Genomic DNA, 25,577 nt, shown 5'->3' on the forward strand with positions numbered 1-25,577 from the left:
TCAGGCTTCGCGCAGCCGCTCCACTTCGCTGACGACCTGCTCCAGCCAATGATCGCGAATACCCATCTGCTTCAGATGCGCGAGTGTGTTGAAGACATAGGCATCGTTCGGACCGGACTGGCCCTTCGCCTCGTTCACCACCCGCGCTGCCGCAAGCGCATCGAGGCTGCCCGCATATTGCTCATGGTCGCGATCAACGATGTAGGCGACCGCCTCCATCCTACGACCGCCGGCAAACTGCAATCGCACACGGCGCTCCAGATAAACGTTGGTGACGAGCTCGCGGGCGCGGAGATAATCAATCACTTCGTCCCATTTGTCGGGCGAAATACGGAATGCCATGCCGCGGCAAGCTCCGCCCCTGTCGAGACCGAGAACGAGGCCCGGATTGTCGCGCGTGCCGCGATGGACGAAGGAGCGCACGCACAACGAACGCCTGTAACCATGCACCAGAGCCTCTGCCCGCTCCAGGAACTCAAAGCCCGGATTCCACATCAGCGAGCCGTAGCCAAACACCCAAAATTCGTCCATATCGCACGCCAGACCGGAATCAATTTGCGATTCACCATTGGAGAACATCATGGCAGCGTCAAGCCGATCCGGCAGCAGCCAAACCGGCAGCGGCAAGAAATTCTGGTTGCTCGGTGGAGGCATCCTCCTGGTGATCGCGCTTTATACCGGTGGCTGGTTCTATGCCGCGTCGGCGTTGAAGACGACGGTGCTGAAAGCAATCGCGCCACGGGACCAAGCTGGCGTCACCGGCGAATGCGCCGATATCCAGTTCCGCGGCTATCCTTTCCGCATCGGTCTGTTCTGCTCCAAGGTCGATGTCGACGACAACGTGAACGGCGTCTCCGCCACCTTCGGCGCGTTGCGCTCGGCCGCCCAGGTCTATGCGCCCGGCAATATCGTATGGGAGCTCGATTCGCCGGCCGAAATCCGCACCACCAACGGCCTTGCGATCTCGGCTCAGTGGGCGAACCTTCAGTCAAGTCTTGCGACCAGGCTGCAGGGTATCGACCGCAGCTCAACCGTCATCGAGGGCCTTAAGGCGACGGCGGTCTCCTCGTTCACCGGCCAGACCATCAACCTTGATGCGGCCCGCACGGAAATTCACCTGCGCCAGAACGGCGCCGATCTCGACGGCGCGATCTCGGTGCAGGATGCGAAAACTGCGATCAAGGACTGGCCGCAGCTTTTCCCGAAACTGTCAGCCAGCGTGGATCTCACGATCGCCGGCAAGGCCGGTCTGATCGACGGCAGCGACCCGCACGGCCTCAACGGTTCTGCCGGCGAACTGCGGCGTATCGTTGCCGACATCGGCGACGGCAAGGTGATGACGCTCACCGGTCCCTTTTCATTCGATGAGCAGGGCTTTCTCTCGGGGAAATTCAAGCTTGAGATCGAACGCCTCGGCCCCTGGGGCGACAGCCTGAAACAGGCCTTTCCAGATATTGCATCGACCGTCAACACGGCGACGAAGCTCCTGCAGTCGCTTGCCGGCGGCAAGGACAAGGTCTCGGTCGATCTTGTCGTCGACCGCGGCAACGCCACCGTCAGCGGCTTCATTCCGCTCGGTCGGATTCCGCCGATCTAACCGATCTGCTTGATGAAAAACACTGCCGGCACCGATTGCAGGCCGGGCAGCTCGATCGAGCCGGTTTCGATAAACCCGTTGCGGCGATGCCAGTCCTGAGGCCGGCTCTCGTCGCATTCACTCGACGTCATCAGCAGGCTTGCGCCCTCGCCGCGCATCGCCTCCTCCCAGGCAAGAAACAAGGCGGTGCCGACGCCCGATCGGCGGTGGCCGGGCAGAATGCGGATCATTTCCATATAGGGAACCCTGCCCCAGAAGCGGGAGAAACGCAGGAAGCCGACGATCTCGCCGGCTTCCCTGGCGACGAGATATTCGCCGAGAGCCACGCATCGTGACACCCATGCCTTGCCTGTTCTGGCATCCTCGCGCACCAGCCAAGCGATATCCGCCTCGCTCGCGCTCGCCACCGCCACCATCGCGGCAGCTACTTCTTATCAAGCGCGTGGGGGCGGCCGAAATCAGGCGCGTCGACATCCTGCCCCGCCTGGACGATCGAGCGACGGATAGCGCGCGTGCGGGTGAAGAGTTCGAAAATCTTGTCCCCCTCGCCCCAGCGGATCGCGCGCTGCAGATAGGCGAGATCTTCCGAAAAACGCGCCAGCATCTCAAGGATCGCATCTCGATTGTGCAGGCAGACGTCGCGCCACATCGTCGGGTCGGAAGCGGCCAGACGAGTGAAGTCGCGAAAGCCGGAAGCCGAATATTTGATGACCTCGGACTCCGTCACCGTCTCCAAATCGTCGGCGGTGCCGACGATGTTGTAGGCGATGATATGCGGCAGGTGCGAAACGATCGCGAGCACCTTGTCGTGATGCTCCGCATCCATCTCGTCGACCTTCGAGCCAAGCGCTTCCCAGAAACTGCGCAGCCGCTTCAGCGCCGTCTCGTCGGTTCCCGAAACCGGCGTGAAGATGCACCAGCGGCCTTCGAAGAGGCCTGGAAAACCGGCGTCCGGGCCGGATTTTTCCGTGCCGGCCAGCGGATGGCCGGGGATGAAGTGCACGTTGTCAGGCATATGCGGCTGCATCTGCGCGATCACCGACGCTTTGGTAGAGCCGACATCGGTAACGATCGCGCCACCCTTGAGATTGCCGGCGATTTCCTTCGCCACGCTTTCCGAAGCGCCGACCGGAACCGAAACGATGATGAGGTCGGCATCTCTCACGGCATCGGCAGAAGAGGTCGTATAGCGGTCGCCGAGGCCGAGCTCTTCGGCACGTTGCAATGTCTCGACGCTGCGTGTCGCGACGACGATCTCTTTGGTAAGCCCGAGCCGCCGGATATCGTGAGCAAGCGAAGAGCCGATCAGGCCTATGCCAATCAGCGCGATGCGATCGAAATGCACGCTCATGCCTGACGTCCCATGAATTCCCCGAGCGCGGCGATGACGCCACGATTGGCTTCTTCGGGACCGACGCTCATGCGAAGCGCATTGGGGAAACCATAGCCGCGCACGGCGCGCAATATGTAGCCGCGGCTCGTAAGGAATTCGTCTGCATCGGACGCCCGCTTTCCATCGACCTCCGGGAAATGGATGAGGACGAAGTTGGCGACCGAAGGCGTCACTTTCAGCCCGATGGCTTCCAGCGCCTGGGTCAGCGTCTCGATCCATGTCTGATTGAAGGCGACGGCCTGCTGAACAAAGGCCTGGTCGCGAATGGCCGCGGCACCGGCGGCGATGGCCGGCGCGTTGAGGTTGAACGGCGCGCGCACGCGGTTCACAGCATCGACGATCTCGCTCGGCGCATACATCCAGCCGACACGCAGCGCCGCGAGACCGTAAGCCTTCGAAAAGGTGCGGGTCATCACGACGTTTGAGTTGGAGGACACGACCTCGATGCCGGCTTCATAATCGTTGCGGCGCACATATTCGGCGTAGGCGGCATCGAGCACGAGCACGACGTGTTTCGGCAGTCCGGCCTGCAGACGGCGGATTTCACTGACGGGAACATAAGTGCCTGTAGGGTTGCCGGGGTTGGCGACGAAGACGATCTTGGTTCTTTCCGTGACCGCGGCAAGGATCGCATCGACATCGACCGTATAATCCTTTTCTCTGACGACGACAGGCGTGGCGCCTGCGCCAAGGATCTGGATCTTGTAGACGAGAAAGCCATGCTCGGTGATGATGCCCTCGTCACCGGCGCCGAGATAGACATGGCAGAGAAGGCCGAGCAGTTCGTCGGAACCGTTGCCGCAGAGAATGTTTGCCGGATTGAGACCGTGCACGGCGGCGATTGCCTCGCGCAGTTCTATGGCCTGCCCGTCAGGATAACGGCCCAGATTGTCGGCAGCCGCCCTGAAGGCTTCGATTGCCTTTGGGCTGGCGCCGAGCGGCGTTTCGTTGGATGAGAGCTTGTAGACGCGGGCGACGCCCGGCGCATGTTCCTTGCCCGGCACATAGGCCGCGATATCGAGGATACCGGGACGCGGAACGGGCTTGCTCATCTCAACGCTCATGGGTTCGACCTTGGAATTGCCGTGAAATCCGGCTGAAAACACCAAAGTGGCATTAAAGCGGAATGTGATTGTTGTCGAGAGGCATGGGCGGCACCCAAGCGGCCGGAGAACGCCGGCCTGCTCTTCATCTGCTGCGCGTGGTCGGCACGCCGTGGGGTGCGAGAACCGGCACGAAGACGCGGCGGGAGGCGCGTGCGGCGACCGGCAGTCCCTGATAGAGCCGTTTCTGCGCCTCGACGATGATGACACCAGAAAAAGCCGGCCATAAGGTGCGGCCGACCCGCTCGAAGGCACGGCGAAGTCGAAGGATGGTCCTGAGTTTGGAGGGCGGAAAGAACAGCGCTTCGGCGGTCGCGCCTGGGGTGAAATTCGTTTCGCGCAGGAGATGCGTCAGCTGACCGCGGGAATAGGGCCGGCCCGAACCGAAAGGGGTGTGTTCCATGCGGGCCCAGACCCCCCGCCGGTTCGGCACCACGATAACAAGCCGTCCGCCCGGCGCCAGCACCCGCCAGAGCTCCTTCAGCGTCTCGCGCGGGCTTTCGGCGAATTCCAGCGAATGCACCATCAGCACCCGGTCGATCGAGGAATCCGGCAGCGGCAGTTCCTCGTCGAAAACAAGCGTCGTCGACGACAGTGAACCCATCGGCCAGTTCACCGCCCCCTGTCCGGCCGGCATGAAGGCGAAAGTGCGTTCGGTATCGGCCTGGAAGCGGTCAAGGAAGGGCACGGCATAACCAAGACCGACAAGACGCTCCTGCGGTAGCCTCACCCAGAGCGATGAGAGCGCCATGGCGATCGACTGCTCGGCAAGACGCCCGAGGTCGGAGTGATAGAATTGACGTAGGTCGACGATATCGGCGTGCATTGCGACAAATGTTATCAGCGGGCGGTTGGACTTCAAGGCCGGACCCACTACATTCCGCAAGAGTCGTGGGACAAGGGATTGTTTGAAGATGAAACCTTTGGAATTAGACGTCTTTCTCTGCCGCACCGACAATTTCGGCGTGCTCGTGCACGATCCGGAGACGGGATTCACCGCAGCGATTGATGCGCCGGAGGAGGCGCCGATCCTGGAAGCGGCGACACGGCGTGGTTGGAAGATCAGCCACATCTTCAATACGCATCACCATACCGATCACGTCGCCGCAAACCTGGCGCTGAAGGAGCAGTTCGGCTGCGAGATCATCGGTCCGATCAACGAGGCCATCGCCATTCCCGGTCTCGACCGTACAATGGCCGATGGTGACAGCTTCCTTTTCGGCGATCACGCGGTCAAGGTGATTGAGACCCCCGGTCACACCGCCGGTCACATCTGCTATCACTTCGTCGACGATAAGCTGCTCTTTGCGGCCGACACCCTGTTTGCGCTCGGTTGCGGCCGCCTGTTCGAACGCCCGGCCGCCGACATGTGGCATTCGCTGCAGAAGCTTGCCGTGCTGCCGGACGAGACCGCTGTCTATTTCGGACACGAATATACATTATCCAACGCCCGCTTCGCACTGACTGTTGACCCCGACAATGAGCGCTTGAAGAGCCGCGCCGCCGAGATCGAGGGCTTGCGCGCAGAAGGCAAATTCACCATCCCGACGACGCTGGGGCTGGAAAAGGAAACAAATCCGTTTCTGCGCGCTGCCGATCCGGCGATCCGCCGCAATCTGATCATGGAAGGCAAGACGAACGAAGAAGTCTTTGCCGAGATCCGCAGGCGCAAGGACCATTTTTAATGTCGCCTGAGGAGATTATCCGCGAACTCGGCATGCAGCCGCATCCCGAAGGTGGTTGGTACGTGCAGACATTCCGCGACACCGCGGGTGGCGAGCGCGGCCATTCCACGGCCATCTATTATCTGCTGACAAAGGGACAGCGTTCGCACTGGCATCGCGTCCATGACGCGGTCGAGGTCTGGCATTATTACACCGGTGCGCCGCTGGCGCTGCACCGGTCGCAGGACGGGGTGACAAGCGAGACCCTGACGCTCGGAACCAACCTTCCTGCCGGCGAGCGACCGCAGGCGATCATTCCCGCCAATTGGTGGCAATCGGCCGAGCCGCTTGGCGATTTTACCCTGGTCGGCTGCACGGTTTCGCCCGGTTTCGAATTTTCAAGCTTCGAGATGGCGCCGAAAGATTGGAAGCCTGGCGGCTGAGGCTCATTCCGCTGCCGCGGGCTGTGCCGGGCTTTTGCGGCGGAACATTTCCTGGGCAGCCAGCACTGCCCCGCCGGTGACGAGCAGGCAGGCGAGAGCGATGCGCCAGCTCGGCTCGGCAAAGCCGAACAGCGTCAGGATAAGCGTTGAAAGCAACGGCGCCGCATAACTTGCAGCACCGAGGATCTGGATATCCCCGTTCTTGACGCCATAGTCCCATGCGTAGAAGGCGGCCCCCACAGGCAGGAGCCCGAGCCCGACGATGGCGATCCATTCGAACATCGTTGCCGGCCAGACGGTCGCCTCCAGGGCGAGATGGCAGAAGAGCGACAGGACGGAAGTGACAAGGCAAAAGCCGGTAACGACATCAGTGGAAACGGCTTCGAAACGCCTGGTCAGCAGCGAATAGCCCGACCATGTGAAGGCGCAGAGGAAGGCCGCCCCATAGCCGACCGCATATGCGCCGTCGAAATCGATGCCGTTGCGGCTGACGATCAGGAAAGTGCCGCAAAGCCCGGCAAGCGCGCCAGCCACGTGATACCAGCGCAACCGTTCACCCGGCAGCAGCGCCGAGCCGACGACGATCAGCAGCGGCCAGAGATAGGCGATCAGTCCAGCCTCCACCGCCGGCGCGTTCCTGAGCGCGGTGAAATAGAGGAAATGGTAGCCGAACAGTCCGGCAATGCCCGTCAGCCAGACCCTGGCCGGCTGCTTCAGCAGCGCCAGCCGCGACGGGTTGTTGATGAGCACCAGGAGGCCGGGAATACTGCCGATCGCAAAGCACAGGGCCGAAAGCTGGAATGGCGGCATCTTGCCCGAGGCAGCCGTAAACAGCGCCAGGAAAGACCACATCAGTATGGCCGTAAAGCCGATCGCAGTTGCACGAAGCTTCACTTGTCCCCCTTCGGAGGCCAAAGCTCCGTCAGCTGACACTGCCGTATTTGACGGCAGTGATCGTCACCATTCCATATTCGGTTGGAATGCGCACGTAAACTGGAGCGTATACATTTGCCGCGTCCGACTTGGCAAACCAGATTTCCATTCGGTCGCTCTTGCTGAGATAGTCGATATCCTTTCGGCCTTTCTTGTAGCCGGAACGCGGCACGAAGCGCACGCCGCAGACGATCGCCTTGCCCTTGAAGCCATCGGTCTTGAAATCCTCGTCACCCTTCGGCGAGAGTACCAGATCCATGCGCGTCTCGCCGTCGAAGATTGGCAGCGTCTGCGAGCAGACCTTGGTATCCCCGGTGAAGACCAGGCCGGAGATCGGATCGAGCACCGAACGCATGTCGCCAGGCGTGACGTCGATCCAGTTCTTCGGCCGTTTCGGCGGCGGCGTCGTCGTCGCCGATATGATGTTGCCGTTGCGATAGCTGACCTCGTAAACGCGGGCCTTCTTGCCGCTCTTATAATAGAGCGAATATTTCAGCGCCTGCAGCCGATCGTTACGGACGACGCCGGTGACGCTGGTCTTTGCCGAGATGGTCTTGATGAGATCGGCAAGGCCGGCGGACTTGATATCACCCGCAATCTTGTAAGAGTGATCGTCCTCGATCTGAGTCAGGAACGCGGCACGCGCGATCGGCAGGCCGGCCAGCGTTACCCGGTATACCGTCTGATGCTGGACCTCGGCCGCCGATGCCGGTATGGCAAGGAGTGCGGCGATAGCCGAAATGAAAATGCGTCTGCCCGAATGAGCCATGAGTGAAGCCTTGTCTTGCCGCGGTCGGCAGCCTTGCCGAGTGCTCTATACTCCTGCCGCAAAGGGAAGAAAACAGCAGCTTTTTGACAGAATTGCGGGAAAGGCCAAGGATTGGCTTGACGCGCGCAGGCTCTCTGACTATAGAACCGCAACTTTCCAATCATGCCTGTTGGATTGCGAGCCCGGTTTTGCCGGGGATAGCAATTCGGTGGCCCGAGAAAAACAAGAATAGGTGTTCCATGTCCCGCGTGTGCGAATTGACCGGCAAGGCCGTCCTGACTGGTAACAATGTCAGCCATGCCAACAACAAGACCAAGCGCCGGTTCCTGCCGAACCTGTGCCAGGTAACGCTGATTTCGGACGCTCTCAACCAGCGTTATCGTCTTCGCGTTTCGGCTGCTGCTCTTCGCTCTGTCGAGCATCGTGGCGGCCTCGATGCCTTCCTGATCAAGGCAAGCGAAAACGAACTGTCGATGCGCGCGCGCCTGCTGCGTCGTCAGATCGTCAAGAAGACCGCCGAAGCCGCTGCTGCGTAAGCTTCTGCACTTCTTCATACGGCTTCAAAAGGCTTGCACGGATAATACCGGTCAAGCCTTTTGCTTTGTCGGTCCGTCTCTCCAACTGGTGGCATCACCCAGGATAAAAAAATGCTGACGACGCGTTATACCGTTGCCTATGTCGCTCTGATGACGCTTGTCGTCGTCGCGTCAAACTTCCTCGTCCAGTTCCCGCTGAACGTTGAAGTCGCCGGCATCAATCTCGCAGACATCCTGACTTGGGGCGCCTTTTCCTATCCAGTCGCCTTCCTGATCACCGATCTGACCAACCGCCAGTTTGGTCCGCAGGCTGCGCGTAAGGTCGTCTTTGCCGGCTTTGTCGTCGGCGTGACGCTGTCCTTCTTCACTTCGGTGCCACGCATCGCCATCGCCTCCGGCTCCGCCTACCTTGCAGGACAATTGCTCGATATCGCCGTCTTCAACCGCCTGCGCCGCCAGGCCTGGTGGCGCGCGCCGCTCTTGGGCTCGCTGGTCGGCTCGGCGCTCGACACGGTGATGTTCTTCTCGCTGTCCTTTGCCGCGTTTTTCGTCTTCCTCGGTCCGAACGAACCCTTTGCGCTGGAAGCAGCTCCTGTCCTCGGCATCTTCGCCGCTGAGGCGCCACGCTGGATTTCCTGGGCGATCGGCGATTTCGCCGTCAAGATGATCGTCGGCCTCGTCATGCTGCTGCCCTATGGCGCGCTGATGAACGTGCTGCGGCCGATGCAGCCCGCACGCGTCAGCTAAAGCCTTCAACGACGCTGCCGGACCGCGCCGGTGGCGATTGCAGGATGCAGCAGAACCTCTGCAACCAGATCATCGGTATCCCTTGACGAATCGAGCCGCAAAACCGGGGCCTTCTGCGTTTCCAGCCATTGCTCATGCGCCGCAAGACTGCGGCGTTCCGGACCGGCCGTATCGTAACTTGCCGCCCATTCCATGAATTCCCCGCTTTTGATTTCCATATCGCCGCCTGGGCCGATCCTGTCTCCGTAGCGGGCGATCTCCCGCGCGCGGATCCGCGCCATCCGCAGCTCCGGCTCGATCCTGAGGAACACGATCAGATTGTAGAACGGCTCGATCTGCCTCGCCCATTTGAGCGCCGATCCGGAGAGGACCCAGCCGTCATGCCGTGCCGCTTCCGCAAGCAGCAGCCGAATGCGTTCGTCGGCATCCCGCGGCGTCGTGAATGGCGGGTCGGTCGGCAGCCAAAAGAAATCGTCTGTATCGAGGTGGGCAAGATCGAGCCGTTCGGCAAGTGTATGGCCGAGTGACGTTGTGCCGGAACCGGACGCGCCTGTGATATGAATATGCACCATGATTGTCCCTCCGAAGGCTCCTCTCGATGCGACAATGGGATAGTCGAGGCATGTGACGTCAATCTGACGCCGCGCTGACCATACGGCTATCGGAGAGACGGAATTCCAGCATCAGATTGCGCTGCAGGATCGAGTGGTTGTCGTCCGACACCATAATGATGTGGGTCGTGCCGTCGGCGGTCTGAAACACGTCCAGCCCTTCCATGTTGTCGATCTGCGAGTTGAAATTACCTTCAAGCAGCAATTGGCCATCAACGACGGCACCCGGCCGGATATCGGCGCCTTTGATGCGCCGAAGCCGCATGCCTATGCCTTCGGCCATATTGAACCGCCGCTCCAGGAGCAGCAGATCGCCATTCGGCAGGAAGGCGCCGTCGGTGACGTCGAAGCTGCCGTCGCGTTTGATCGAGAATAGCCCTTCCAGCGGCCCGTTGAGAATTGCCGCCGCCCGGTTGCCCTCGCTGTCGAGGCCGCGCTCGGAGACGATGACCACGCCACTCTTCAACGGACTGGAGGCGGGCGAAACCGCAATGGTTTCGATACCGCGATTGTCTCTCAGCATCTTGCGCGGGACGAGGATGGGCAGGGTAGTAATCGCACGCGAGTCGGCAAAGCCGGGATCGGGATAGACGTCGACCCGATGGGCCTGCTCGAAAGAGACCAATATCCTGTCGCCGTCGAGCGCCACCCCCTCGGCATCCATATGTCCTTTGCCCTCAAGGCTACGACCGGCGCGGTCCTTCAACGGGGTGATCTCGACGGCCGAAAGGCCCGAAAGTCTGCCCCTGTCGTCACGCTCGATTCTGCCGGTCAGCCACTGGCCGGTATCGAGCACGACAATGAAGTGTTTCTGGTCCTGCCGGAAACGAATGGAGGAAAGCGATCCGAACAGCGCGCGGCTGGAAACCATCTCCAGCCCGCCGAGAAATTCCAGCGATCCGAACTTCGTCTCCGATGACCCGATCCTGAAATCGGTAATTTGCCGGCTAATGACGGGGATCTCGTCGCCAGCGAGGGACGCGGAAACACTCCCCGCGAGGCAGAGCAAAACCGATGCCGCGCGGCAGAGGCGCTTCACCATCATTCCGCGTTTTTCCTTCCAGGAGCGTCAGCCGGCACGGCGTAACCGGCCGCCGCGCGGCCGGGCGGATTGATCTTCGAAGAGTGAGGCAAGCTGTTCGGTCATCGCGCCGGCAAGCTCGTCCGCATCCACGATCGTCACAGCGCGGCGATAGTAGCGCGTCACGTCGTGACCGATGCCGATCGCGAGCAATTCCACAGGCGAGCGCGTCTCTATCTGCTCGATGACGGCACGCAGATGCCGCTCGAGATAGTTGCCCGGATTGACCGACAGCGTTGAATCGTCGACCGGCGCGCCGTCCGAGATCATCATTAGAATGCGGCGCTGCTCGCGACGGGCAAGCAGACGATTATGCGCCCAGATCAGCGCCTCGCCGTCGATATTTTCCTTGAGCAGGCCCTCACGCATCATCAGACCGAGATTGGCGCGCGCCCGCCGCCACGGTGCGTCGGCCGCCTTGTAGATGATATGTCGCAGGTCGTTCAGACGGCCCGGCGTCTGCGGTTTGCCGCCGGCAAGCCAGGTTTCGCGTGCTTGGCCGCCTTTCCAGGCTTTCGTGGTGAAGCCGAGAATTTCGACCTTGACGCCGCAACGCTCCAGCGTGCGGGCGAGAATGTCGGCGCAGGTCGCGGCAACCGTGATCGGCCGGCCGCGCATCGAGCCAGAATTGTCGATGAGCAGGGTGACGACAGTGTCTCGGAACTGCGTGTCGCGCTCCATCTTGAAGGAGAGCGGCTGCATCGGATCGATGATGATGCGTTGCAGTCGGGCCGTGTCGAGATAGCCCTCCTCCAGGTCGAAATCCCAGGAGCGATTCTGCTGCGCCATCAGGCGGCGCTGCAGCCGGTTGGCCAGACGCCCGACCGCGCCCTGCAGATGCGCCAGTTGCTTGTCGAGGAAGGCGCGCAGGCGCTCCAGTTCGGCGGCGTCGCAGAGTTCCTCGGCGGTGATGATCTCGTCGAACTCTTCCGTATAGACGTGATAATCGACCTTCTCGTTGAAATCGGCGAAAGGCGTGTTCGGACGGCGGGTCTCGCCCGGCGTTTCCGAATCGTCCTCACCTTCTTCCATCATGTCGTCGTCGGAGATCTCGGCGCCTTCGGTCTCGCCGTCCTCCATCTGCTCGTCGGCGACCTCGCTGTCTTCCACAGGGGCGGCATCGGTGCCGGCATCCTCGTCGACCTCGTCCTGGTCCTGCTCATCGCCGCTCGGCTGGTCTTCCTGCTCCGACTGATCGTCATTGTCGGCTTCGCTGTCGTCGTCGCCGTACTCCTCCGCCATTTCCATGGCCGACAGCATATTGCGGATAACCCTGGCGAAAGCCTGCTGGTCATTAATCGCCTCCGACAGGTTGTCGAGCTCGGAGCCCGCCTTGTCCTCGATGAAGCCGCGCCATAGATCGAGCACCTTGCCGGCGGATGCCGGTGGCCGCTGGCCGGTCAGTTTCTCACGCACCATCATCGCAACGGCTTCGCCGATCGGTGCATCTTCCTGGCGTTCGATACCCGTGAAGTTTGCCTTGGAATATTTCTCCTCTGTCATGGAGCGCAGGTTCGACGCCATGCCCTCCATGCGCAGTGCGCCGATCGATTCGACGCGCGCCTGCTCGACCGCATCGAAAATCGCCCGCGCATCCGAGCCCTGCGGCGCCATCGTCGCATGCACCTTCTCGTCATGGCAGGCAAGACGCAAAGCCATGGAGTCGCCGAGCCCGCGGGTGACCGCCAGCTCATGCGCCGTCGGCCGTTTGGAAAGCTCCGGCAGCCGGATGCGCTCGCCCGTCATGCCCGGCCGTTCATTGGCGAAGGTCACTTCGACGTCGCCGTCGCCGGCGATCGAGCGCACGCAGCCGGTTATCGCCCGGCGCAATGGCTCCACGTCGACCGGCGCGCCTGGCTTTGCTTTCGAATTGTCACCGCGAGCTGCCATGATCGGTCGGTCTCAGGCTCCGAGAACGATGTTCGCGGCACTTTCCTTCAGCTCGACGCCGAAGGCGCGCTGATAGTGCTCGGCGACCAGCGGGCGCTCCAGCTCGTCGCACTTGTTGAGGAAGGTGACGCGGAAGGCGAAGGCGAGATCGCCAAAGATCTCGGCATTCTCGGCCCAGGTGATGACCGTGCGCGGGCTCATGACGGTCGAAAGATCGCCGTTCATGAAGGCGGCGCGCGTGAGGTCGGCAACACGGACCATCTTCGACACGATCTCGCGCCCGTCCTTGTCCTTGCCAAAGCTCTTCACCTTGGCGGCGACGATGTTCACTTCGTGGTCATGCGGCAGGTAGTTCAGCGTCGTCACGATCGACCAGCGGTCCATCTGCGCCTGGTTGATCTGCTGCGTGCCGTGATAGAGGCCTGTCGTATCGCCGAGGCCGATCGTGTTGGCGGTGGCAAACAGGCGGAAGGCCGGGTGCGGCCGGATGACGCGGCTCTGGTCGAGCAGCGTCAGGCGGCCTGAGGATTCCAGCACGCGCTGGATGACGAACATCACGTCGGGACGGCCGGCGTCATATTCGTCGAAGACCAGCGCGACATTGTGCTGATAGGCCCAGGGCAGGATGCCATCCTTGAACTCCGTGACCTGCAGCCCGTCCTTGACGACGATCGCGTCCTTGCCGACGAGATCGATACGGCTGACATGGCTGTCGAGGTTGATGCGCACACAAGGCCAGTTGAGACGCGCCGCCACCTGCTCGATATGCGAGGATTTGCCCGTGCCGTGGTAGCCGGAGATCATCACGCGGCGGTTATGCGCGAAGCCCGCGAGAATGGCGAGCGTCGTCTCGCGGTCGAACAGGTAATCAGGATCGAGATCCGGCACATAGGCGTCACCCTTGCTGTAGGCGGGAACGCGGATGTCGGAATCAATGCCGAAGGTCTCGCGGACCGAAACGGTGGTGTCGGGCAGTTCTGAAATATCGAGGTCGATCTTGCTCATCATGTCTCCAAGGCGGGTGAAGCCACCCGGCCAAACTGTCTCAGGCCATGTCGCAACCGTGACGCCGCGATTTTATTCCGCGCCCGTCCAGGTCGGAACGTCGGCGATACTTCTCCGGGACTGAAACGAAACCTCGGCGGGATGATGACCGCTTGCGAGCATTCTTGAAAGAGTCCCGGACAAGAAACGCCGCGTCCGGAAGGTCGGCCGAGGCGATGTCGGAAAAACACGCAGATAGGAGCCGCGTTTGCCTGCGGCCTCAGCCGATTTGGACCATACCCGATTGAAGCCCAAGAGCAAGGACGGGAACTAACAAAAACCGTTCTGCTTCAACAATTGATAGGCCTGGATGACCGCGCGGAAACGCTCTTCCGAGCCGCGATCGCCGCCATTGGCATCCGGATGGTGCTTCTTGACCAGTTCCTTGTAGCGACTTTTGATCTCCGCCGAGGTCGCATTGGCGTTGAGGCCCATCGTATCGAAGGCTTTGCTTTCGAGCGATTTCAGCTTGCGCGCCTGGGGAAAGCGCGGGCCGCTGCTCTTGCCGCCTTCCTTGACGAAGCCGAAGGGATCGCGAACACGTGTATAGGCACCGGAGCGGACTTCCGAATGCAGCGGACTGTCCTTGGCCGACTTGTTGACGCCGACGGTCCATGTCGGACGATGGCCCGTGATCGCCTCTTTCTGGTAGCGCGCGATCTCGCCGTCCGAAAGGCCGGAGAAATAATTGTAGCCCTTGTTGTATTCCTTGACGTGCTCGAAGCAGAACAAAAAGAACTGACCTTCCGCATTGCGTCCCACAGGCGCGCGGTGCGAACCTTTTTTGTCGCAGCCGTCCCACTGGCAGGTAGGCGGTGCCTGCTCTGCCTCCTGCTCGCGTTTGCGGCGTGTCCGGATGCGATCGAAATATTTGGAATCAAGTCTCATGACGGCGCTAATTATGGGGCTGTCGCGAGGTGACAACAAGAATTGACAAACGCGAATGTTGCTGGCTTGGTGGGAACCCTTTTCGCGAAGCAGCAAGACCGGATGATGACCCTGCGGACCCGCATCGAAGAAAAACTTGTCGAAGCCTTCGCGCCCGAACGCTTGAGCGTCATCGACGAGAGCCATCTGCATGCTGGCCACCAGCCTGGCATCACGGGCACCGGCGAAACCCACATGCGGGTGCGGATCGTTTCAGCAAGATTTACCGGCCTCTCCCGCCTGGCGCGCCACCGGGCGATCACCGACCTCTTGAAACCGGAGCTCGATGCCGGCCTGCACGCGCTGGCCGTCGAACCGGCGGCGCCCGGTGAACCCACCCGCTGGTAGCGGCACAACAGCCTATATGGATATAGGAAGCAGACAATCCAAGCCGGATCAGGCTGGTTTCGTATCGTCCTCCTGCGCGGGCCGGATGCGCAGCTTGGTGATACGGTTTTTTTCCCGCTTCATGACGACGAAACGCTTGCCGTGGAAGGTGAAGGCCTGGCGCTCTTCCGGGATGGTCATCGATTCATGGATGACGAGGCCGGCGATCGTCGTCGCCTCCTCGTCGGGCAGGTTCCAGTCGAGCGCCCGGTTGAGGTCGCGGATCGGCACGCTGCCATCGACAACGACCGAGCCGTCCGCTTCCTGACGCACGCCCTGCACGTCGATATCGTGCTCGTCGGAAATGTCGCCGACGATTTCCTCCAGAATATCCTCCAGCGTAACGATGCCCTGGACCTCGCCATATTCGTCGACGACAACGGCGAAATGCTGCTTGCGCCGCAGGAAGGCATTGAGCTGGTCCTCGAGATTGGTGCTGTCGGGCACGAACCACGGCTTCTGGGCGATCTTCACGATATCGAGGTTCTGCGGCTCCATGTTCGGCTCGGCAAGCGCCCGCAGGAGATCCTTGGCATGGACGACGCCGATGATGTTGTCGATCGTGCCGCGCCACAGCGGCATGCGCGTGTAGGGGCTTTCGAGGATGCCCCGCACCACCGCTTCCGGCGGATCGTCGGCATTGATCGCCCGCATCTTGGTGCGATGAACCATGATGTCGGATAGTTCCAGCTGGCTAAGGTCGAGCACGCCGCCGAGGCGGTCGCGGTCGGCCTTAACAACCGATCCTTCGCGGTGCAGGAGATCAACGGCGCCACGCAGCTCCTCATGCGCCGTCAGCATCGATACTTCCCGCGACAGATTGATGCCGAAGAGCGCCAGGATCTGCCGCACAACAGCATTGACGAAGGAGGACGCCGGGCCGACGACGGCGACGAAGAGTCTGGCGGGAAGTGCGACAGCAAGCGCGAAGCGTTCCGGCGTCGAGATCGCCCAGCTCTTCGGCAGCACTTCCGCGAAGATGACGAGGATGATGGTCATGGCGAGCGTCGCCAGCGCCACGCCCGAACTGCCGAACAGCCCGAGCAACAGGCTGGTGGCGATAGAGGAGGAGAGGATGTTGGCGAGATTGTTGCCGATCAGCAACGCGCCGATCAGCCGGTCGCGCCGTTCGATCATCTGCCGGACCAGGCCGGCGCGTTCGTCGCCGTTGACCTCGAGCGTATGAATGCGGCTGCGCGAAACGGCGGTGAGCGCGGTCTCCGAGCCGGAGAAGAAGGCAGACAGGAGCACGAGCGCGGTGATCGAAAGAATCTCCGGCCAATAGGCCGCGAGAAATGTCAGAACGCCGTCGATCGTCGTCAAGGATGTTTTTCCCGCAGAAAGCTGATTACTTCGGACGCCGGAACGTCATCGGCGACGAAGGACTGACCGATACCGCGTGTCAAAATGAAGGTGAGCTTGCCGCTTTTGACCTTCTTGTCCTGTGCAATCGCATCCATCAGCGATTCCGCCGGCGGCAGCTCGCCCGGAATATCCGCCATGCGAGTCGGGAGGCCGACCTCCTTCAGGTGCCTTTCGACGCGTTGCGCATCGTCTGGGCTAGCAAGATTCATTCGTGCGGAAAACTCGTACGCCAGCACCATGCCGATCGCGACACCCTCGCCATGTACCAGGCGGCGGCTGTCATAGCTGGTCGCCGCCTCCAGCGCGTGGCCGAACGTGTGGCCGAGGTTGAGCAGCGCCCGCTGACCGGTCTCACGCTCGTCGGCAACGACGACGTCGGCTTTGGCCCGGCAGCTGGCGGCAATCGCCTCGATGCGGGCGGAGCCGCCGGTAAACACCGACTTCCAGTTCGCTTCCAGCCAGGCGAAGAAACCCGGTTTGTCGATGAGCCCATACTTTGCGACCTCGGCGTAACCTGCGCGGAATTCTCGCTCGCTCAGTGTATTCAGCACATCCGTATCGGCCAGAACCAGGTCCGGCTGATGAAAGACGCCGATCAGGTTCTTGCCATGCCGGGGGGAATTGATGCCGGTCTTACCGCCGACCGAGGAATCGACCTGCGACAGCAGCGAAGTCGGCACCTGGACGAAGCGCACGCCGCGGCGGACGATTCCCGCCGCAAATCCCGAAAGGTCCCCAATAACGCCGCCGCCGAGCGCGATGACATAGTCGTTGCGTTCGACGCGGGCTTCCAGCACCCTGTCGCAGACATCGATGAGATGTTCGAAGCTCTTCGTCTTTTCACCTGCGGGCAGCACGATCTCTGCCGAGACAATGCCCGCCGCATCGAGGCTCGCGACGAGGGCGCCGAGATAGAGCGGAGCGACATTTTCGTCGGTGACAATAGCCGCCTTGCGGCCCTTGAGGCGCGAGGCGATCTCAGCGCCGGCCCGCGCAATCAGCCCCGGTCCGATAAGGATATCGTAGGCGCGCTCGCCGAGCGGCACATGCACCGTCTGGACGGCGGTGGTGGAGCTTATCGCATTCATGATGCTGCACTTTCTTTCTGTTCGACCACAGCCTTCAGCACCTCGTCTGCCATGATTTCCTTGCGCACATCACGCGAGAGTACGGTGAGGTCTGCCTGCGCATAGATCGGATAACGCGCGTTCATTAGGTTTTCGAGCGTCTGTTTCGGGTTTTCGGTTTTGAGCAACGGCCGCGTGTCACGCTTGTTGACCCGCTCCCACAGCACGTCGATATCCGCCTTCAACCAGATCGAAAGGCCACCCTTCTTGATATGCCTGCGCGTGCGCTCGTTGATGAAGGCGCCGCCGCCGGTGGAGACGACGCGCGGTCCGCTCTTCAAGAGCCGTTTCATCACCCGCGTTTCCAGTGCCCGGAACTCTTCCTCGCCGTAGGCTGCGAAAAGTTCGGCGATCGTCATGCGCGACACCCGTTCGATTTCATGATCGCTGTCGATGAAGGGAATGCCGAGTTGACTGGCGACGATGCGCCCGACGGAGGATTTTCCGGCGCCCATCAGGCCGACGAGGATCAGATTGCGTGAACCGAGCGCGGCGCGAGCTCTGTCTTTCAGGCTGTCAGCAACGGTCAGCAGTGGTTCACTCATCGGTCCATTCACACTTTGTTTGCAAACCGTATCGACAAATGCAGGTGGAGCGTCAAGTCGCGCACAAGGGAATCATGGCTTGAATGGCGCTTCTTGCACTTGCGAATACGCTCTTATAACAGAAGCAGAGCATGAAGGAGTTGCCGGATGCCGACCCTGTTCCGTTTCCTGTTCTTCTGCGCGATCCTCGCCGGGACGGTTTACGGAGCGATGTGGGCGCTCGTGACCTTCGTCGAGCCCGAGCCGCGTGACGTGACGATCCGTATCCCCTCCGAGCGAGTGAACCCGCCGGCGACGGGCACGATCGACACAACGGGGAAGTGAGTGAGATGATGGATCTAAGCCGGGCGCACGTGGAATCCTTCCTGGAAATGATGAGCGCCGAACGCGGTGCTGCCGCCAACACTCTGCAATCCTACCAGCGCGACCTCGACGATATCAGCGCTTTCCTGAAGGGCCGCAGCATAAGGTTGACTGAGGCCGCCTCCACCGATCTGGCCGCCTATCTCGCCTCGCTCGCGCGCCAAGGTTTCAAGCCCTCCTCGCAGGCGCGCCGGCTCGCCGCCATGCGGCAATTCTACAAGTTCCTCTATGCCGAGGGTCTGCGGACCGACGACCCCACAGGCGTGCTTGACGCGCCGAAGAAGGGGCGTCCGCTGCCGAAGACGATGGGGGTCGAGGAGGTCGGCAGGCTGCTGTCGCAAGCGCAGGCCGAAGCCGACGACCCGGCCCCGGGCCAACTGCAGCGCCTGCGCATGCTGGCGCTGCTGGAACTGCTATATGCCACCGGTATGCGCGTCACCGAACTCGTCTCGCTTCCCGCCCGCGTGCTCGACCAGGAGGGCCGCTTCCTGATGATCCGCGGCAAGGGCAACAAGGAGCGCCTGGTGCCGCTGTCGCACTCGGCGATTGCAGCCCTGAAGTCTTATGGACGCCTGCTGTCGGCCGAAAACGCGGCGGCGAAGGAGCCGCAGGAAAGCCCGTGGCTCTTTCCCGCCGCCTCCAAGGAGGGATATCTGCCGCGCCAGGTTTTCGCGCGCGACCTCAAGAACCTGGCGATCCGCGCCGGCCTGACGCCGTCGCTGATCTCGCCGCACGTCATGCGCCACGCCTTTGCCAGCCACCTGCTTGCCAACGGCGCCGATCTGCGCGTCGTGCAGGAACTCCTCGGCCATTCGGACATTTCGACCACACAGATCTACACGCATGTCCTCGAAGAGCGGCTGCAGCAGCTCGTCCAGACTCATCACCCCCTTGCCAAACAGGCGAAAAAGCACGAATAGGACCGGCGACAAGGGGCGGAACCAGGAAAACGCCCCGGGCACAAGGAACGGAAACGCACCTCATGCACAATTATCTCGACTTCGAAAAGCCGATCTCCGACCTCGAAGGCAAGATCATCGAGCTGAAGAAGCTCGCAACGGAAGACGAGAGCATCGACACCACCGATGAGATCGACAGGCTGGAGGTTCGCGTCCGCGAAGCGATCGTCGAAATCTATTCCAAGCTCAATCCCTGGCAGAAAACGCAGGTGGCCCGCCATCCGCAGCGGCCGCATTTCGTCGATTACGCCAAGACGCTGTTCCAGGAATTCACGCCGCTCGCCGGCGACCGCAAATTTTCCGAGGATGCCGCGATCCAGGCGGGCCTTGCCCGCTTTCGCGGCCAGCCGGTCGCCGTCATTGGCCAGGAAAAGGGCAACGACACCAAGACGCGCCTGAAGCACAATTTCGGCAGCCCCCGCCCCGAAGGCTACCGCAAGGCGATCCGCATCCTTGAAATGGCCGACCGTTTCGGCCTGCCTGTCATTTCGCTGGTGGATACGGCCGGCGCCTATCCTGGCGTCGGCGCTGAAGAACGCGGCCAGGCCGAGGCGATCGCTCGCTCGACGGAGATGTGTCTCGGCGTAAAGGTTCCCCTCGTTTCCGTCGTTATCGGCGAGGGGGGTTCGGGCGGCGCGATCGCGATCGCCACCGGCAATCGGGTCTATATGCTCGAGCATTCGATCTACAGCGTCATCTCGCCGGAAGGGGCGGCCTCCATCCTCTGGCGCGATTCCACCCGCGCCCGCGAGGCGGCAACCAACATGAAGATCACCGCCGAAGACCTGAAATCGCTCGGCGTCATCGACGGCATCATTTCCGAGCCGCTCGGCGGCGCGCATCGCGATCCCGACAGCGTGATAGCGGCAACCGGGGATGTCATCGCCAATGCACTGGGCGAAATGGCATCGCGTTCGGGCGAGCAGCTGCGCAACGAGCGGCGTCAAAAATTCTTGAATATGGGCCGCAATCTCTAAAGCAAGACTTGGCACCGCGTCGATTGCGGCCAAACCTTGGCCACATTAATGTTATCTGTGACATTTGCGCTTGCGGGGGTATTCCGGGCAAGTCATAGGCTGTTAAGAATTTGTGAAGTATAAGCCACTTATGATTCCGCGTCGTGCCCGGACTCGATAGGCGGACCGGGTCGCATCATCTTTATGGGCTAGTTTGAATGCGCATACGTCATTTTGCCTATGTTTCCCTCATGGCGCTGGCTCTGTCCGGCTGCAATGACGCGTTGGAAACCGCGCAGGTCGATCTCTCCAAGGTCAAGAACAAGGTCGAGCAGCCGCTTCCCCCCCATATCCTCGCCCAGATGTCCGCCAAGAGCATGGATCGCAATTCGCCGATCATGATCCGCATCTTCAAGGAAGAAGGGGCGCTCGAGATCTGGAAGGCGAAGACCGACAACCGTTTCGACAAGATCGCCGATTACAAGATCTGCGCCTGGTCCGGGCGTCTCGGTCCGAAGATCAAGACTGGCGACCGGCAGGCGCCGGAAGGCTTCTACGAGCTGACACGCGCCAACCTCAATCCCAACTCGAAATATTATCTGGCGATCAACACCGGCTTTCCGAACCGCTACGACGCGGTGAACGGCCGCACCGGCTCCGATCTGATGATCCACGGCGCCTGCTCGTCCTCCGGCTGCTATTCGATGACCGACCAGCAGGTGCTGGAGATCTATGCATTTGCCCGCGATGCCTTCAAGGGCGGCCAGTCGACGGTGCAGCTGCAGGCGTTCCCCTTCCGCATGACCGCGGAAAACATGGTCAAGCATCGCCTCGACCCGAACTACGACTTCTGGAAGATGCTGAAGGTCGGCTACGACAATTTCGAAGTGACGAAGCGTCCGCCAGAGGTGAACGTCTGCGAAAAGAAATACGTCTTCAATCAGCAGGCGACCGATGGCGGCGCCTTCAATGCCGCGGGCAAATGCCCTGCCATGTCGACGCCGCCGGCACTGACGGCAGCGCTTGCCTCCTATGGCAAGACCTATGAAGCCGACTATGCCAAGGCGATGAGCAAATATGAAGGCCTTGCCTGGTACGACCCGTCCGAGGCCGAGCGCAAGGCCGTGGTCGCCAAGCTGCGCAAGGGCCGCGAACTTGCGTTCGCGCCGACCGGCACGTCGCTCGAAGCCGGCCGCATGGTCAAGATCGCCGAACTCGAAGACCTGATGGCCAAGCGCACCGCCCAGAGCCTCACCGCCAACTCCGCTGCAGGCGCGACACCTGCAGCGCCGGCCCAGCCCCAAGCAACGACCCAGTCCCAGGCAACGGCCGTCGCCGCCGCAACACCTGCAGTCGTGCCGGTGCCGATGCAGAATCCGCTCGCCTATACCGCGCCAGAACCGCAGGAAACGGCCGACGCCGCGGCAAAGAAGCCATTCTGGAAGTTCTGGGCGCGGAACTGAACGGCTTGAACCCCGTTCTCTACGATCTTCGCGGCCTGAAATGCCCGCTGCCCGTGATGAAGACACGCAGGAAGCTTGCCGCCATGGCAAGCGGCGCGCTCATCCTCGTCGATACCAGCGATCCCTTAGCAGTGATCGACATGCCGCATTTCTGCAATGAGGATGGCCACGAGCTGGTCGAGACCGAAAAAACTGAAAGCGGCCACCGCTTTCTGATCCGCAAGCGCTAGATATCCATTCCAAAGCGGCTGCCGCCGTGGCGCGCCTACAATTTTTCCCGGTCGTGCTCCCGCCGCCGACCATCGCTCGATCGACGCTGAAAATTCATCATACAACTTTCCAGCTTTTGTATGTTGACATTATGTCATGGTGGTTTTAGCCATAATGAGCCGGTTGGAGGAGCGGCAGGATAGGGGAGGCTGGTCGATCCAAGTCTTCTGTTTCCACGGGAAGAGCGAAAGCACCTGCATGTAGATGAAAACAGCCGTGCCATCGGTTCGATGGGCACGATCGATCCGCATCGGCATGCCCGGTTGGCCTCTTCCCACACGCCTTTTCAATCGTACCGACGCCAGTGCCTGATTGTGGAATGGCCGGAAAAGGCGGCGTGTGCAGGGTTCTGTCCTTGTATTCGCAAAGCTGGTGTGCCGATTATGAAAAGTGAATTGTCATGCAATACGGGAGGATAGCATGAAAAACTTCGTTAAGCTGGCAGCAGGTCTGATGGTCGCTGCCGCGTTCATGAGCAGCGCCGCCAGCGCTCAAACCGTGCTGAAATCATCCGATACCCATCCTGACGGTTATCCCACAGTCGAGGGCGTCAAATATTTTGGCGAGCTGGTCAAGGAGCGCACCAAGGGCCGCTATTCGGTCGAAGTGTACCATTCCGCCCAGCTCGGCGAGGAGAAGGACACGATCGAGCAGGTGCGCTCGGGCGTGATCGAATTGAATCGTGTGTCGATGGCGCCTTTCAACGGCACGGTGAAGGAATCGATCGTTCCCGCACTGCCCTATATCTTCCGTTCGGAAGACCACATGCACAAGGTCATGGACGGAGCCATCGGCGATCAGATCAAGAAGGCGTTCGAACCTGCCGGCCTCGTCGTGCTGGCCTTCTACGATGCCGGCGCTCGGTCGTTCTATAATAAGACCAAGCCGATCAATTCGGTTGCCGACATGAAGGGTCTGAAGTTCCGCGTTATCCAGTCCGATATCTTCGTCGACATGGTGGCGGCCCTCGGCGCCAATGCCACGCCCATGCCCTACGGCGAAGTTTATTCGGCGATCGAGACCGGCGTCATCGACGGCGCGGAAAACAATTTCCCGAGCTACGACACGGCCAAGCACGCCGAAGTGGCAAAGAATTACTCGCTCGACGAGCACACGATCCTGCCGGAGGTGTTCGTCATGAACAAGGCTGCCTTCGAAAAGCTGACGCCGGAGGATCAGGAGATCTTCAGGCAGGCGGCGAAGGACAGTGTTGCCAAGCAGCGCGAGCTCTGGGCAGCCAAGGTGGCTGAATCGCGCGCCAATGTCGAAAAGCTCGGCGCGCAGATCACAACGCCGGAGAAGCAGGGCTTCATCGACGCCATGGCCCCAGTTTACGAGAAGCACGTCAAGGACGACGTGCTGAAGAAGATGGTCGAGGATGTAAAGGCTGTGCAGTAACAGCAGCCTGCCTTGCGGACTGCGAGTAAGCTATCGGGGTGGAGCCATCTCCACTCCGGTTCTCCGCCGTTCGTGCCCATCTCTCGATCCGCCCGTTAAGGGCGAGTGAGCGACCAATTTCGACGAGGCCCTTATGTCGAATAACCTGACCCCCGTCGCCAATTTCCTGACGCGCCTGAGCAACGCCGCCCTGTGGCTCGCCGGCATCGGCCTGGTACTGATGACCGTCTTCGTCGCCTGGCAGGTATTTTGCCGTTACGTGCTGAACGACTCGCCGAGCTGGACGGAGCCTGGCTCGGTCATGCTGATGAGCTGGTTCATCTTTCTCGGCGCCGCCGTCGGCATCCGCGAGAACAATCATCTTGGGTTCGACGTGCTGCTCTATGTGCTGCCGAAATCCGGTAAGCGCGTTCTGCGCATGATCTCGGACGTGGTCATTCTCGCCTTCGGCGCCGGCATGATCTGGTACGGCGGCGCGCTCGTGAGCCTGACTTGGAACACCACCTTGCCGTCGCTCGGCATCTCAGGTGCGTTCGACTATCTACCGCTCTGCGCCGGTGGCGTACTTGCCGTGATCTTCTCCCTGGAGCGCATTGTGCTGCGCCTCGCCGGCGAACCGATTGACGATGCGCTGGATGAAGCCCTGCCGACGGAAATCGCTGTCGAGATGGAGCACATCAATGCTGACCCGAACATCAAATTGAAAGTGTAGCGCGATGGAACTCTGGATCCTGTTCGGTGTTTTCACCACCCTGATGCTGATCGGTACGCCCATCGCCTTCTGTCTCGGTGTCGCCAGCTTCGCCACGGTGCTCTACATGGGCCTGCCGCCGCTGGTCGTCTTTCAGCGGCTGAATTCCGGCATGAGCGTGTTTTCGCTGCTTGCCATCCCCTTCTTTATCTATGCCGGCGATCTGATGGTCCGCGGCGGCATCGCAAGCCGCATCGTCGCCTTCGCGGCGTCGCTGGTCGGCCACGTGCGCGGCGGCCTCGGCCAGGTCAACATCGTCACCGCGACGCTGTTCGGCGGCATTTCCGGTTCGGCGGTGGCGGAAGCCGCAGCCGTCGGCGGCCTGATGATCCCGCAGATGAAGCAACGCGGCTACGGCGCTGACTACGCGGTCAACGTCACTTCAATGGCGGCGCTGATCGCGCTGCTGCTGCCGCCCTCCCACAACATGATCATCTATTCGATCTCCGCCGGCGGCAAGATATCCGTCGCGGACCTGTTCACCGCCGGCGTGCTGCCCGGTCTGCTCCTCGCCGTTGCGCTGATGGCGACCGCCTACGTCGTGGCACGCTCGCGCGGTTACCCGACCGAGTCCTTCCCCGGCTTTGCGGTGGCCGCTCATCTGCTCGCTGTCGCTGTGCCCGGGCTGCTGCTGATCGCCATCATCTTTGGCGGCGTGAGGTCCGGCATCTTCACCGCAACTGAAAGCTCGTGCATCGCGGTTATCTATGCGCTGCTGGTAACCCTCTTCGTCTATCGACAGATGGGCTGGAAGGATTTTGTCCACGCCACTCAAGGCGCCGTGCGTACGACGGCGATGGTGCTTCTGATCATCGGCACGGCTGCCGCCTTCTCCTGGCTGATGGCCTTCCTCAAGGTGCCGGCTTCGCTGGTCATCTGGATGAAGTCCGTCGCCGACGACCCGCTGACAGTGCTGCTCCTGCTCAATGTCCTCATGCTCGTGCTTGGCACCTTCATGGACATGGGGCCGACCATCATTATCTGCACGCCGATCTTCCTGCCTGTGGCGCAGGCCTATGGTGTCGATCCGGTGCATTTTGGCGTGATCATGATCCTGAATTTCGGTATCGGGTTGAACACGCCTCCGGTCGGCGCAGTGCAATTCGTGGCTTGCGCAGTCGGCAAGATTTCAGTCTGGGAAGCTATGCGTTCGATCTGGCCGTTCTATGGTGCAGGCCTCGTCGTCCTCGGCTTAGTTACGTATATCCCGGCAATCTCGCTGTGGCTGCCGGCCATGTTCAAATAGGAGACCGAC

At 61.2% G+C, this 25,577-nt stretch carries 29 protein-coding genes; 14 read left to right on the plus strand and 15 right to left on the minus strand.

Annotation, left to right across the window (positions count from 1 at the left end):
• Nucleotides 1-531, minus strand: coding sequence for a gamma-glutamylcyclotransferase (locus tag J2J98_RS19345; protein ID WP_064708212.1), 531 nt, complete (start codon nucleotides 529-531; stop codon nucleotides 1-3).
• 49 nt (nucleotides 532-580) lie between these two features.
• Between J2J98_RS19345 and J2J98_RS19350 the strand changes: the two genes are divergently transcribed.
• Nucleotides 581-1,597 (plus strand): DUF2125 domain-containing protein, encoded by a 1,017-nt coding sequence (locus J2J98_RS19350; RefSeq protein ID WP_207601873.1) that lies wholly within the window; start codon nucleotides 581-583, stop codon nucleotides 1,595-1,597.
• On the opposite strand, the gene J2J98_RS19355 is transcribed toward J2J98_RS19350, so the two are convergent.
• The 4 genes from J2J98_RS19355 to J2J98_RS19370 form a co-directional block, all read right to left on the minus strand.
• Nucleotides 1,594-2,013, minus strand: coding sequence for a GNAT family N-acetyltransferase (locus J2J98_RS19355; RefSeq protein ID WP_207601874.1), 420 nt, complete (start codon nucleotides 2,011-2,013; stop codon nucleotides 1,594-1,596). The two genes, J2J98_RS19350 and J2J98_RS19355, sit on opposite strands and share 4 nt — an antisense overlap.
• Before the next feature lie 8 nt (nucleotides 2,014-2,021).
• Nucleotides 2,022-2,948, minus strand: a complete 927-nt coding sequence (locus J2J98_RS19360) for a prephenate/arogenate dehydrogenase family protein (protein WP_064707902.1) — start codon at nucleotides 2,946-2,948, stop codon at nucleotides 2,022-2,024.
• The gene (gene hisC / locus J2J98_RS19365) at nucleotides 2,945-4,042 is read right to left on the minus strand and encodes a histidinol-phosphate transaminase (RefSeq protein ID WP_171049320.1); all 1,098 of its coding nucleotides are present in this window, start codon (nucleotides 4,040-4,042) and stop codon (nucleotides 2,945-2,947) included. Before hisC ends, J2J98_RS19360 begins: the two co-directional genes overlap by 4 nt.
• A 136-nt stretch (nucleotides 4,043-4,178) precedes the next feature.
• Nucleotides 4,179-4,955: a class I SAM-dependent methyltransferase gene (locus tag J2J98_RS19370; RefSeq protein ID WP_064708213.1), complete on the minus strand. Its 777-nt coding sequence runs from the start codon at nucleotides 4,953-4,955 to the stop codon at nucleotides 4,179-4,181.
• A gap of 52 nt (nucleotides 4,956-5,007) precedes the next feature.
• Here J2J98_RS19370 and gloB point away from each other — a divergent pair, with 52 nt between their 5' ends.
• Together gloB and J2J98_RS19380 are read left to right on the plus strand one after the other, a co-directional pair.
• Nucleotides 5,008-5,778 (plus strand): hydroxyacylglutathione hydrolase, encoded by a 771-nt coding sequence (gene gloB, locus J2J98_RS19375; protein ID WP_064707904.1) that lies wholly within the window; start codon nucleotides 5,008-5,010, stop codon nucleotides 5,776-5,778.
• On the plus strand, nucleotides 5,778-6,200 hold the full coding sequence (locus J2J98_RS19380) for a cupin domain-containing protein (RefSeq protein ID WP_064713697.1): 423 nt from the start codon (nucleotides 5,778-5,780) through the stop codon (nucleotides 6,198-6,200). The genes gloB and J2J98_RS19380 overlap by 1 nt, the downstream gene beginning before the upstream one ends.
• Before the next feature lie 3 nt (nucleotides 6,201-6,203).
• Here J2J98_RS19380 and yddG read toward each other — a convergent pair whose 3' ends face one another.
• Both yddG and J2J98_RS19390 read right to left on the minus strand, forming a co-directional pair.
• Nucleotides 6,204-7,094, minus strand: coding sequence for an aromatic amino acid exporter YddG (yddG, locus tag J2J98_RS19385; RefSeq protein WP_064707906.1), 891 nt, complete (start codon nucleotides 7,092-7,094; stop codon nucleotides 6,204-6,206).
• A 28-nt stretch (nucleotides 7,095-7,122) separates the two neighbouring features.
• Nucleotides 7,123-7,902: a DUF3108 domain-containing protein gene (locus J2J98_RS19390; RefSeq protein ID WP_064707907.1), complete on the minus strand. Its 780-nt coding sequence runs from the start codon at nucleotides 7,900-7,902 to the stop codon at nucleotides 7,123-7,125.
• A 239-nt stretch (nucleotides 7,903-8,141) separates the two neighbouring features.
• Here J2J98_RS19390 and rpmB point away from each other — a divergent pair, with 239 nt between their 5' ends.
• Together rpmB and J2J98_RS19400 are read left to right on the plus strand one after the other, a co-directional pair.
• Nucleotides 8,142-8,438 carry a 50S ribosomal protein L28 gene (gene rpmB / locus J2J98_RS19395; RefSeq protein WP_008527777.1) on the plus strand — a complete coding sequence of 99 codons (297 nt, stop codon included), beginning with the start codon at nucleotides 8,142-8,144 and terminating at the stop codon, nucleotides 8,436-8,438.
• 111 nt (nucleotides 8,439-8,549) lie between these two features.
• Nucleotides 8,550-9,185 (plus strand): VUT family protein, encoded by a 636-nt coding sequence (locus J2J98_RS19400; protein ID WP_064707908.1) that lies wholly within the window; start codon nucleotides 8,550-8,552, stop codon nucleotides 9,183-9,185.
• Between the two features lie 5 nt (nucleotides 9,186-9,190).
• Here J2J98_RS19400 and J2J98_RS19405 read toward each other — a convergent pair whose 3' ends face one another.
• The 5 genes from J2J98_RS19405 to J2J98_RS19425 form a co-directional block, all read right to left on the minus strand.
• Entirely contained in the window at nucleotides 9,191-9,757 is a 567-nt protein-coding gene (locus J2J98_RS19405) for an ATP-binding protein (RefSeq protein ID WP_207601875.1), read from the minus strand.
• A gap of 58 nt (nucleotides 9,758-9,815) precedes the next feature.
• Nucleotides 9,816-10,841 carry an esterase-like activity of phytase family protein gene (locus tag J2J98_RS19410; RefSeq protein WP_207601876.1) on the minus strand — a complete coding sequence of 342 codons (1,026 nt, stop codon included), beginning with the start codon at nucleotides 10,839-10,841 and terminating at the stop codon, nucleotides 9,816-9,818.
• 24 nt (nucleotides 10,842-10,865) lie between these two features.
• Nucleotides 10,866-12,767 carry a cobaltochelatase subunit CobT gene (cobT, locus tag J2J98_RS19415; protein WP_207601877.1) on the minus strand — a complete coding sequence of 634 codons (1,902 nt, stop codon included), beginning with the start codon at nucleotides 12,765-12,767 and terminating at the stop codon, nucleotides 10,866-10,868.
• A 12-nt stretch (nucleotides 12,768-12,779) separates the two neighbouring features.
• A complete protein-coding gene (gene cobS / locus J2J98_RS19420) occupies nucleotides 12,780-13,772 on the minus strand; it encodes a cobaltochelatase subunit CobS (protein WP_064707911.1) in 993 nt (330 codons plus the stop codon).
• Between the two features lie 309 nt (nucleotides 13,773-14,081).
• Nucleotides 14,082-14,699: a J domain-containing protein gene (locus J2J98_RS19425; RefSeq protein ID WP_064707912.1), complete on the minus strand. Its 618-nt coding sequence runs from the start codon at nucleotides 14,697-14,699 to the stop codon at nucleotides 14,082-14,084.
• 102 nt (nucleotides 14,700-14,801) lie between these two features.
• On the opposite strand from J2J98_RS19425, the gene J2J98_RS19430 reads away from it, so the two are divergent.
• Nucleotides 14,802-15,086, plus strand: coding sequence for a BolA family protein (locus J2J98_RS19430; protein WP_171049319.1), 285 nt, complete (start codon nucleotides 14,802-14,804; stop codon nucleotides 15,084-15,086).
• Between the two features lie 48 nt (nucleotides 15,087-15,134).
• On the opposite strand, the gene J2J98_RS19435 is transcribed toward J2J98_RS19430, so the two are convergent.
• Genes J2J98_RS19435 through J2J98_RS19445 form a run of 3 tightly spaced genes read right to left on the minus strand, consistent with a single transcriptional unit; the run spans nucleotide 15,135 to nucleotide 18,162 of the window.
• On the minus strand, nucleotides 15,135-16,448 hold the full coding sequence (locus tag J2J98_RS19435; RefSeq protein ID WP_064707913.1) for an HlyC/CorC family transporter: 1,314 nt from the start codon (nucleotides 16,446-16,448) through the stop codon (nucleotides 15,135-15,137).
• Nucleotides 16,445-17,578, minus strand: a complete 1,134-nt coding sequence (aroB, locus tag J2J98_RS19440; protein WP_207601878.1) for a 3-dehydroquinate synthase — start codon at nucleotides 17,576-17,578, stop codon at nucleotides 16,445-16,447. The genes J2J98_RS19435 and aroB overlap by 4 nt, the downstream gene beginning before the upstream one ends.
• Complete coding sequence (locus J2J98_RS19445) at nucleotides 17,575-18,162, minus strand: shikimate kinase (RefSeq protein WP_064707915.1); 588 nt, start codon at nucleotides 18,160-18,162, stop codon at nucleotides 17,575-17,577. The genes aroB and J2J98_RS19445 overlap by 4 nt, the downstream gene beginning before the upstream one ends.
• 147 nt (nucleotides 18,163-18,309) lie before the next feature.
• On the opposite strand from J2J98_RS19445, the gene J2J98_RS19450 reads away from it, so the two are divergent.
• The 8 genes from J2J98_RS19450 (at nucleotide 18,310) to J2J98_RS19485 (ending at nucleotide 25,568) form a co-directional block, all read left to right on the plus strand.
• Nucleotides 18,310-18,486, plus strand: coding sequence for a hypothetical protein (locus J2J98_RS19450; RefSeq protein WP_088390814.1), 177 nt, complete (start codon nucleotides 18,310-18,312; stop codon nucleotides 18,484-18,486).
• A gap of 5 nt (nucleotides 18,487-18,491) precedes the next feature.
• Nucleotides 18,492-19,445 (plus strand): site-specific tyrosine recombinase XerD, encoded by a 954-nt coding sequence (gene xerD / locus J2J98_RS19455; protein WP_064707916.1) that lies wholly within the window; start codon nucleotides 18,492-18,494, stop codon nucleotides 19,443-19,445.
• A 62-nt stretch (nucleotides 19,446-19,507) separates the two neighbouring features.
• Nucleotides 19,508-20,461 carry an acetyl-CoA carboxylase carboxyltransferase subunit alpha gene (locus tag J2J98_RS19460; RefSeq protein ID WP_207601879.1) on the plus strand — a complete coding sequence of 318 codons (954 nt, stop codon included), beginning with the start codon at nucleotides 19,508-19,510 and terminating at the stop codon, nucleotides 20,459-20,461.
• Nucleotides 20,462-20,658: 197 nt separating this feature from the next.
• Nucleotides 20,659-21,903, plus strand: a complete 1,245-nt coding sequence (locus J2J98_RS19465; protein ID WP_138396707.1) for a L,D-transpeptidase family protein — start codon at nucleotides 20,659-20,661, stop codon at nucleotides 21,901-21,903.
• A 5-nt stretch (nucleotides 21,904-21,908) separates the two neighbouring features.
• On the plus strand, nucleotides 21,909-22,133 hold the full coding sequence (locus J2J98_RS19470) for a sulfurtransferase TusA family protein (protein ID WP_012485421.1): 225 nt from the start codon (nucleotides 21,909-21,911) through the stop codon (nucleotides 22,131-22,133).
• Nucleotides 22,134-22,593: 460 nt separating this feature from the next.
• Entirely contained in the window at nucleotides 22,594-23,571 is a 978-nt protein-coding gene (locus J2J98_RS19475) for a TRAP transporter substrate-binding protein (protein ID WP_064707919.1), read from the plus strand.
• 133 nt (nucleotides 23,572-23,704) lie between these two features.
• Complete coding sequence (locus J2J98_RS19480; protein ID WP_138396706.1) at nucleotides 23,705-24,283, plus strand: TRAP transporter small permease; 579 nt, start codon at nucleotides 23,705-23,707, stop codon at nucleotides 24,281-24,283.
• Nucleotides 24,284-24,287: 4 nt separating this feature from the next.
• Complete coding sequence (locus J2J98_RS19485; protein WP_138396705.1) at nucleotides 24,288-25,568, plus strand: TRAP transporter large permease; 1,281 nt, start codon at nucleotides 24,288-24,290, stop codon at nucleotides 25,566-25,568.
• The last annotated feature ends 9 nt before the right edge of the window (nucleotides 25,569-25,577 follow it).

This window comes from Rhizobium bangladeshense, assembly GCF_017357245.1.
In the GTDB taxonomy this organism is placed as follows: domain Bacteria; phylum Pseudomonadota; class Alphaproteobacteria; order Rhizobiales; family Rhizobiaceae; genus Rhizobium; species Rhizobium bangladeshense.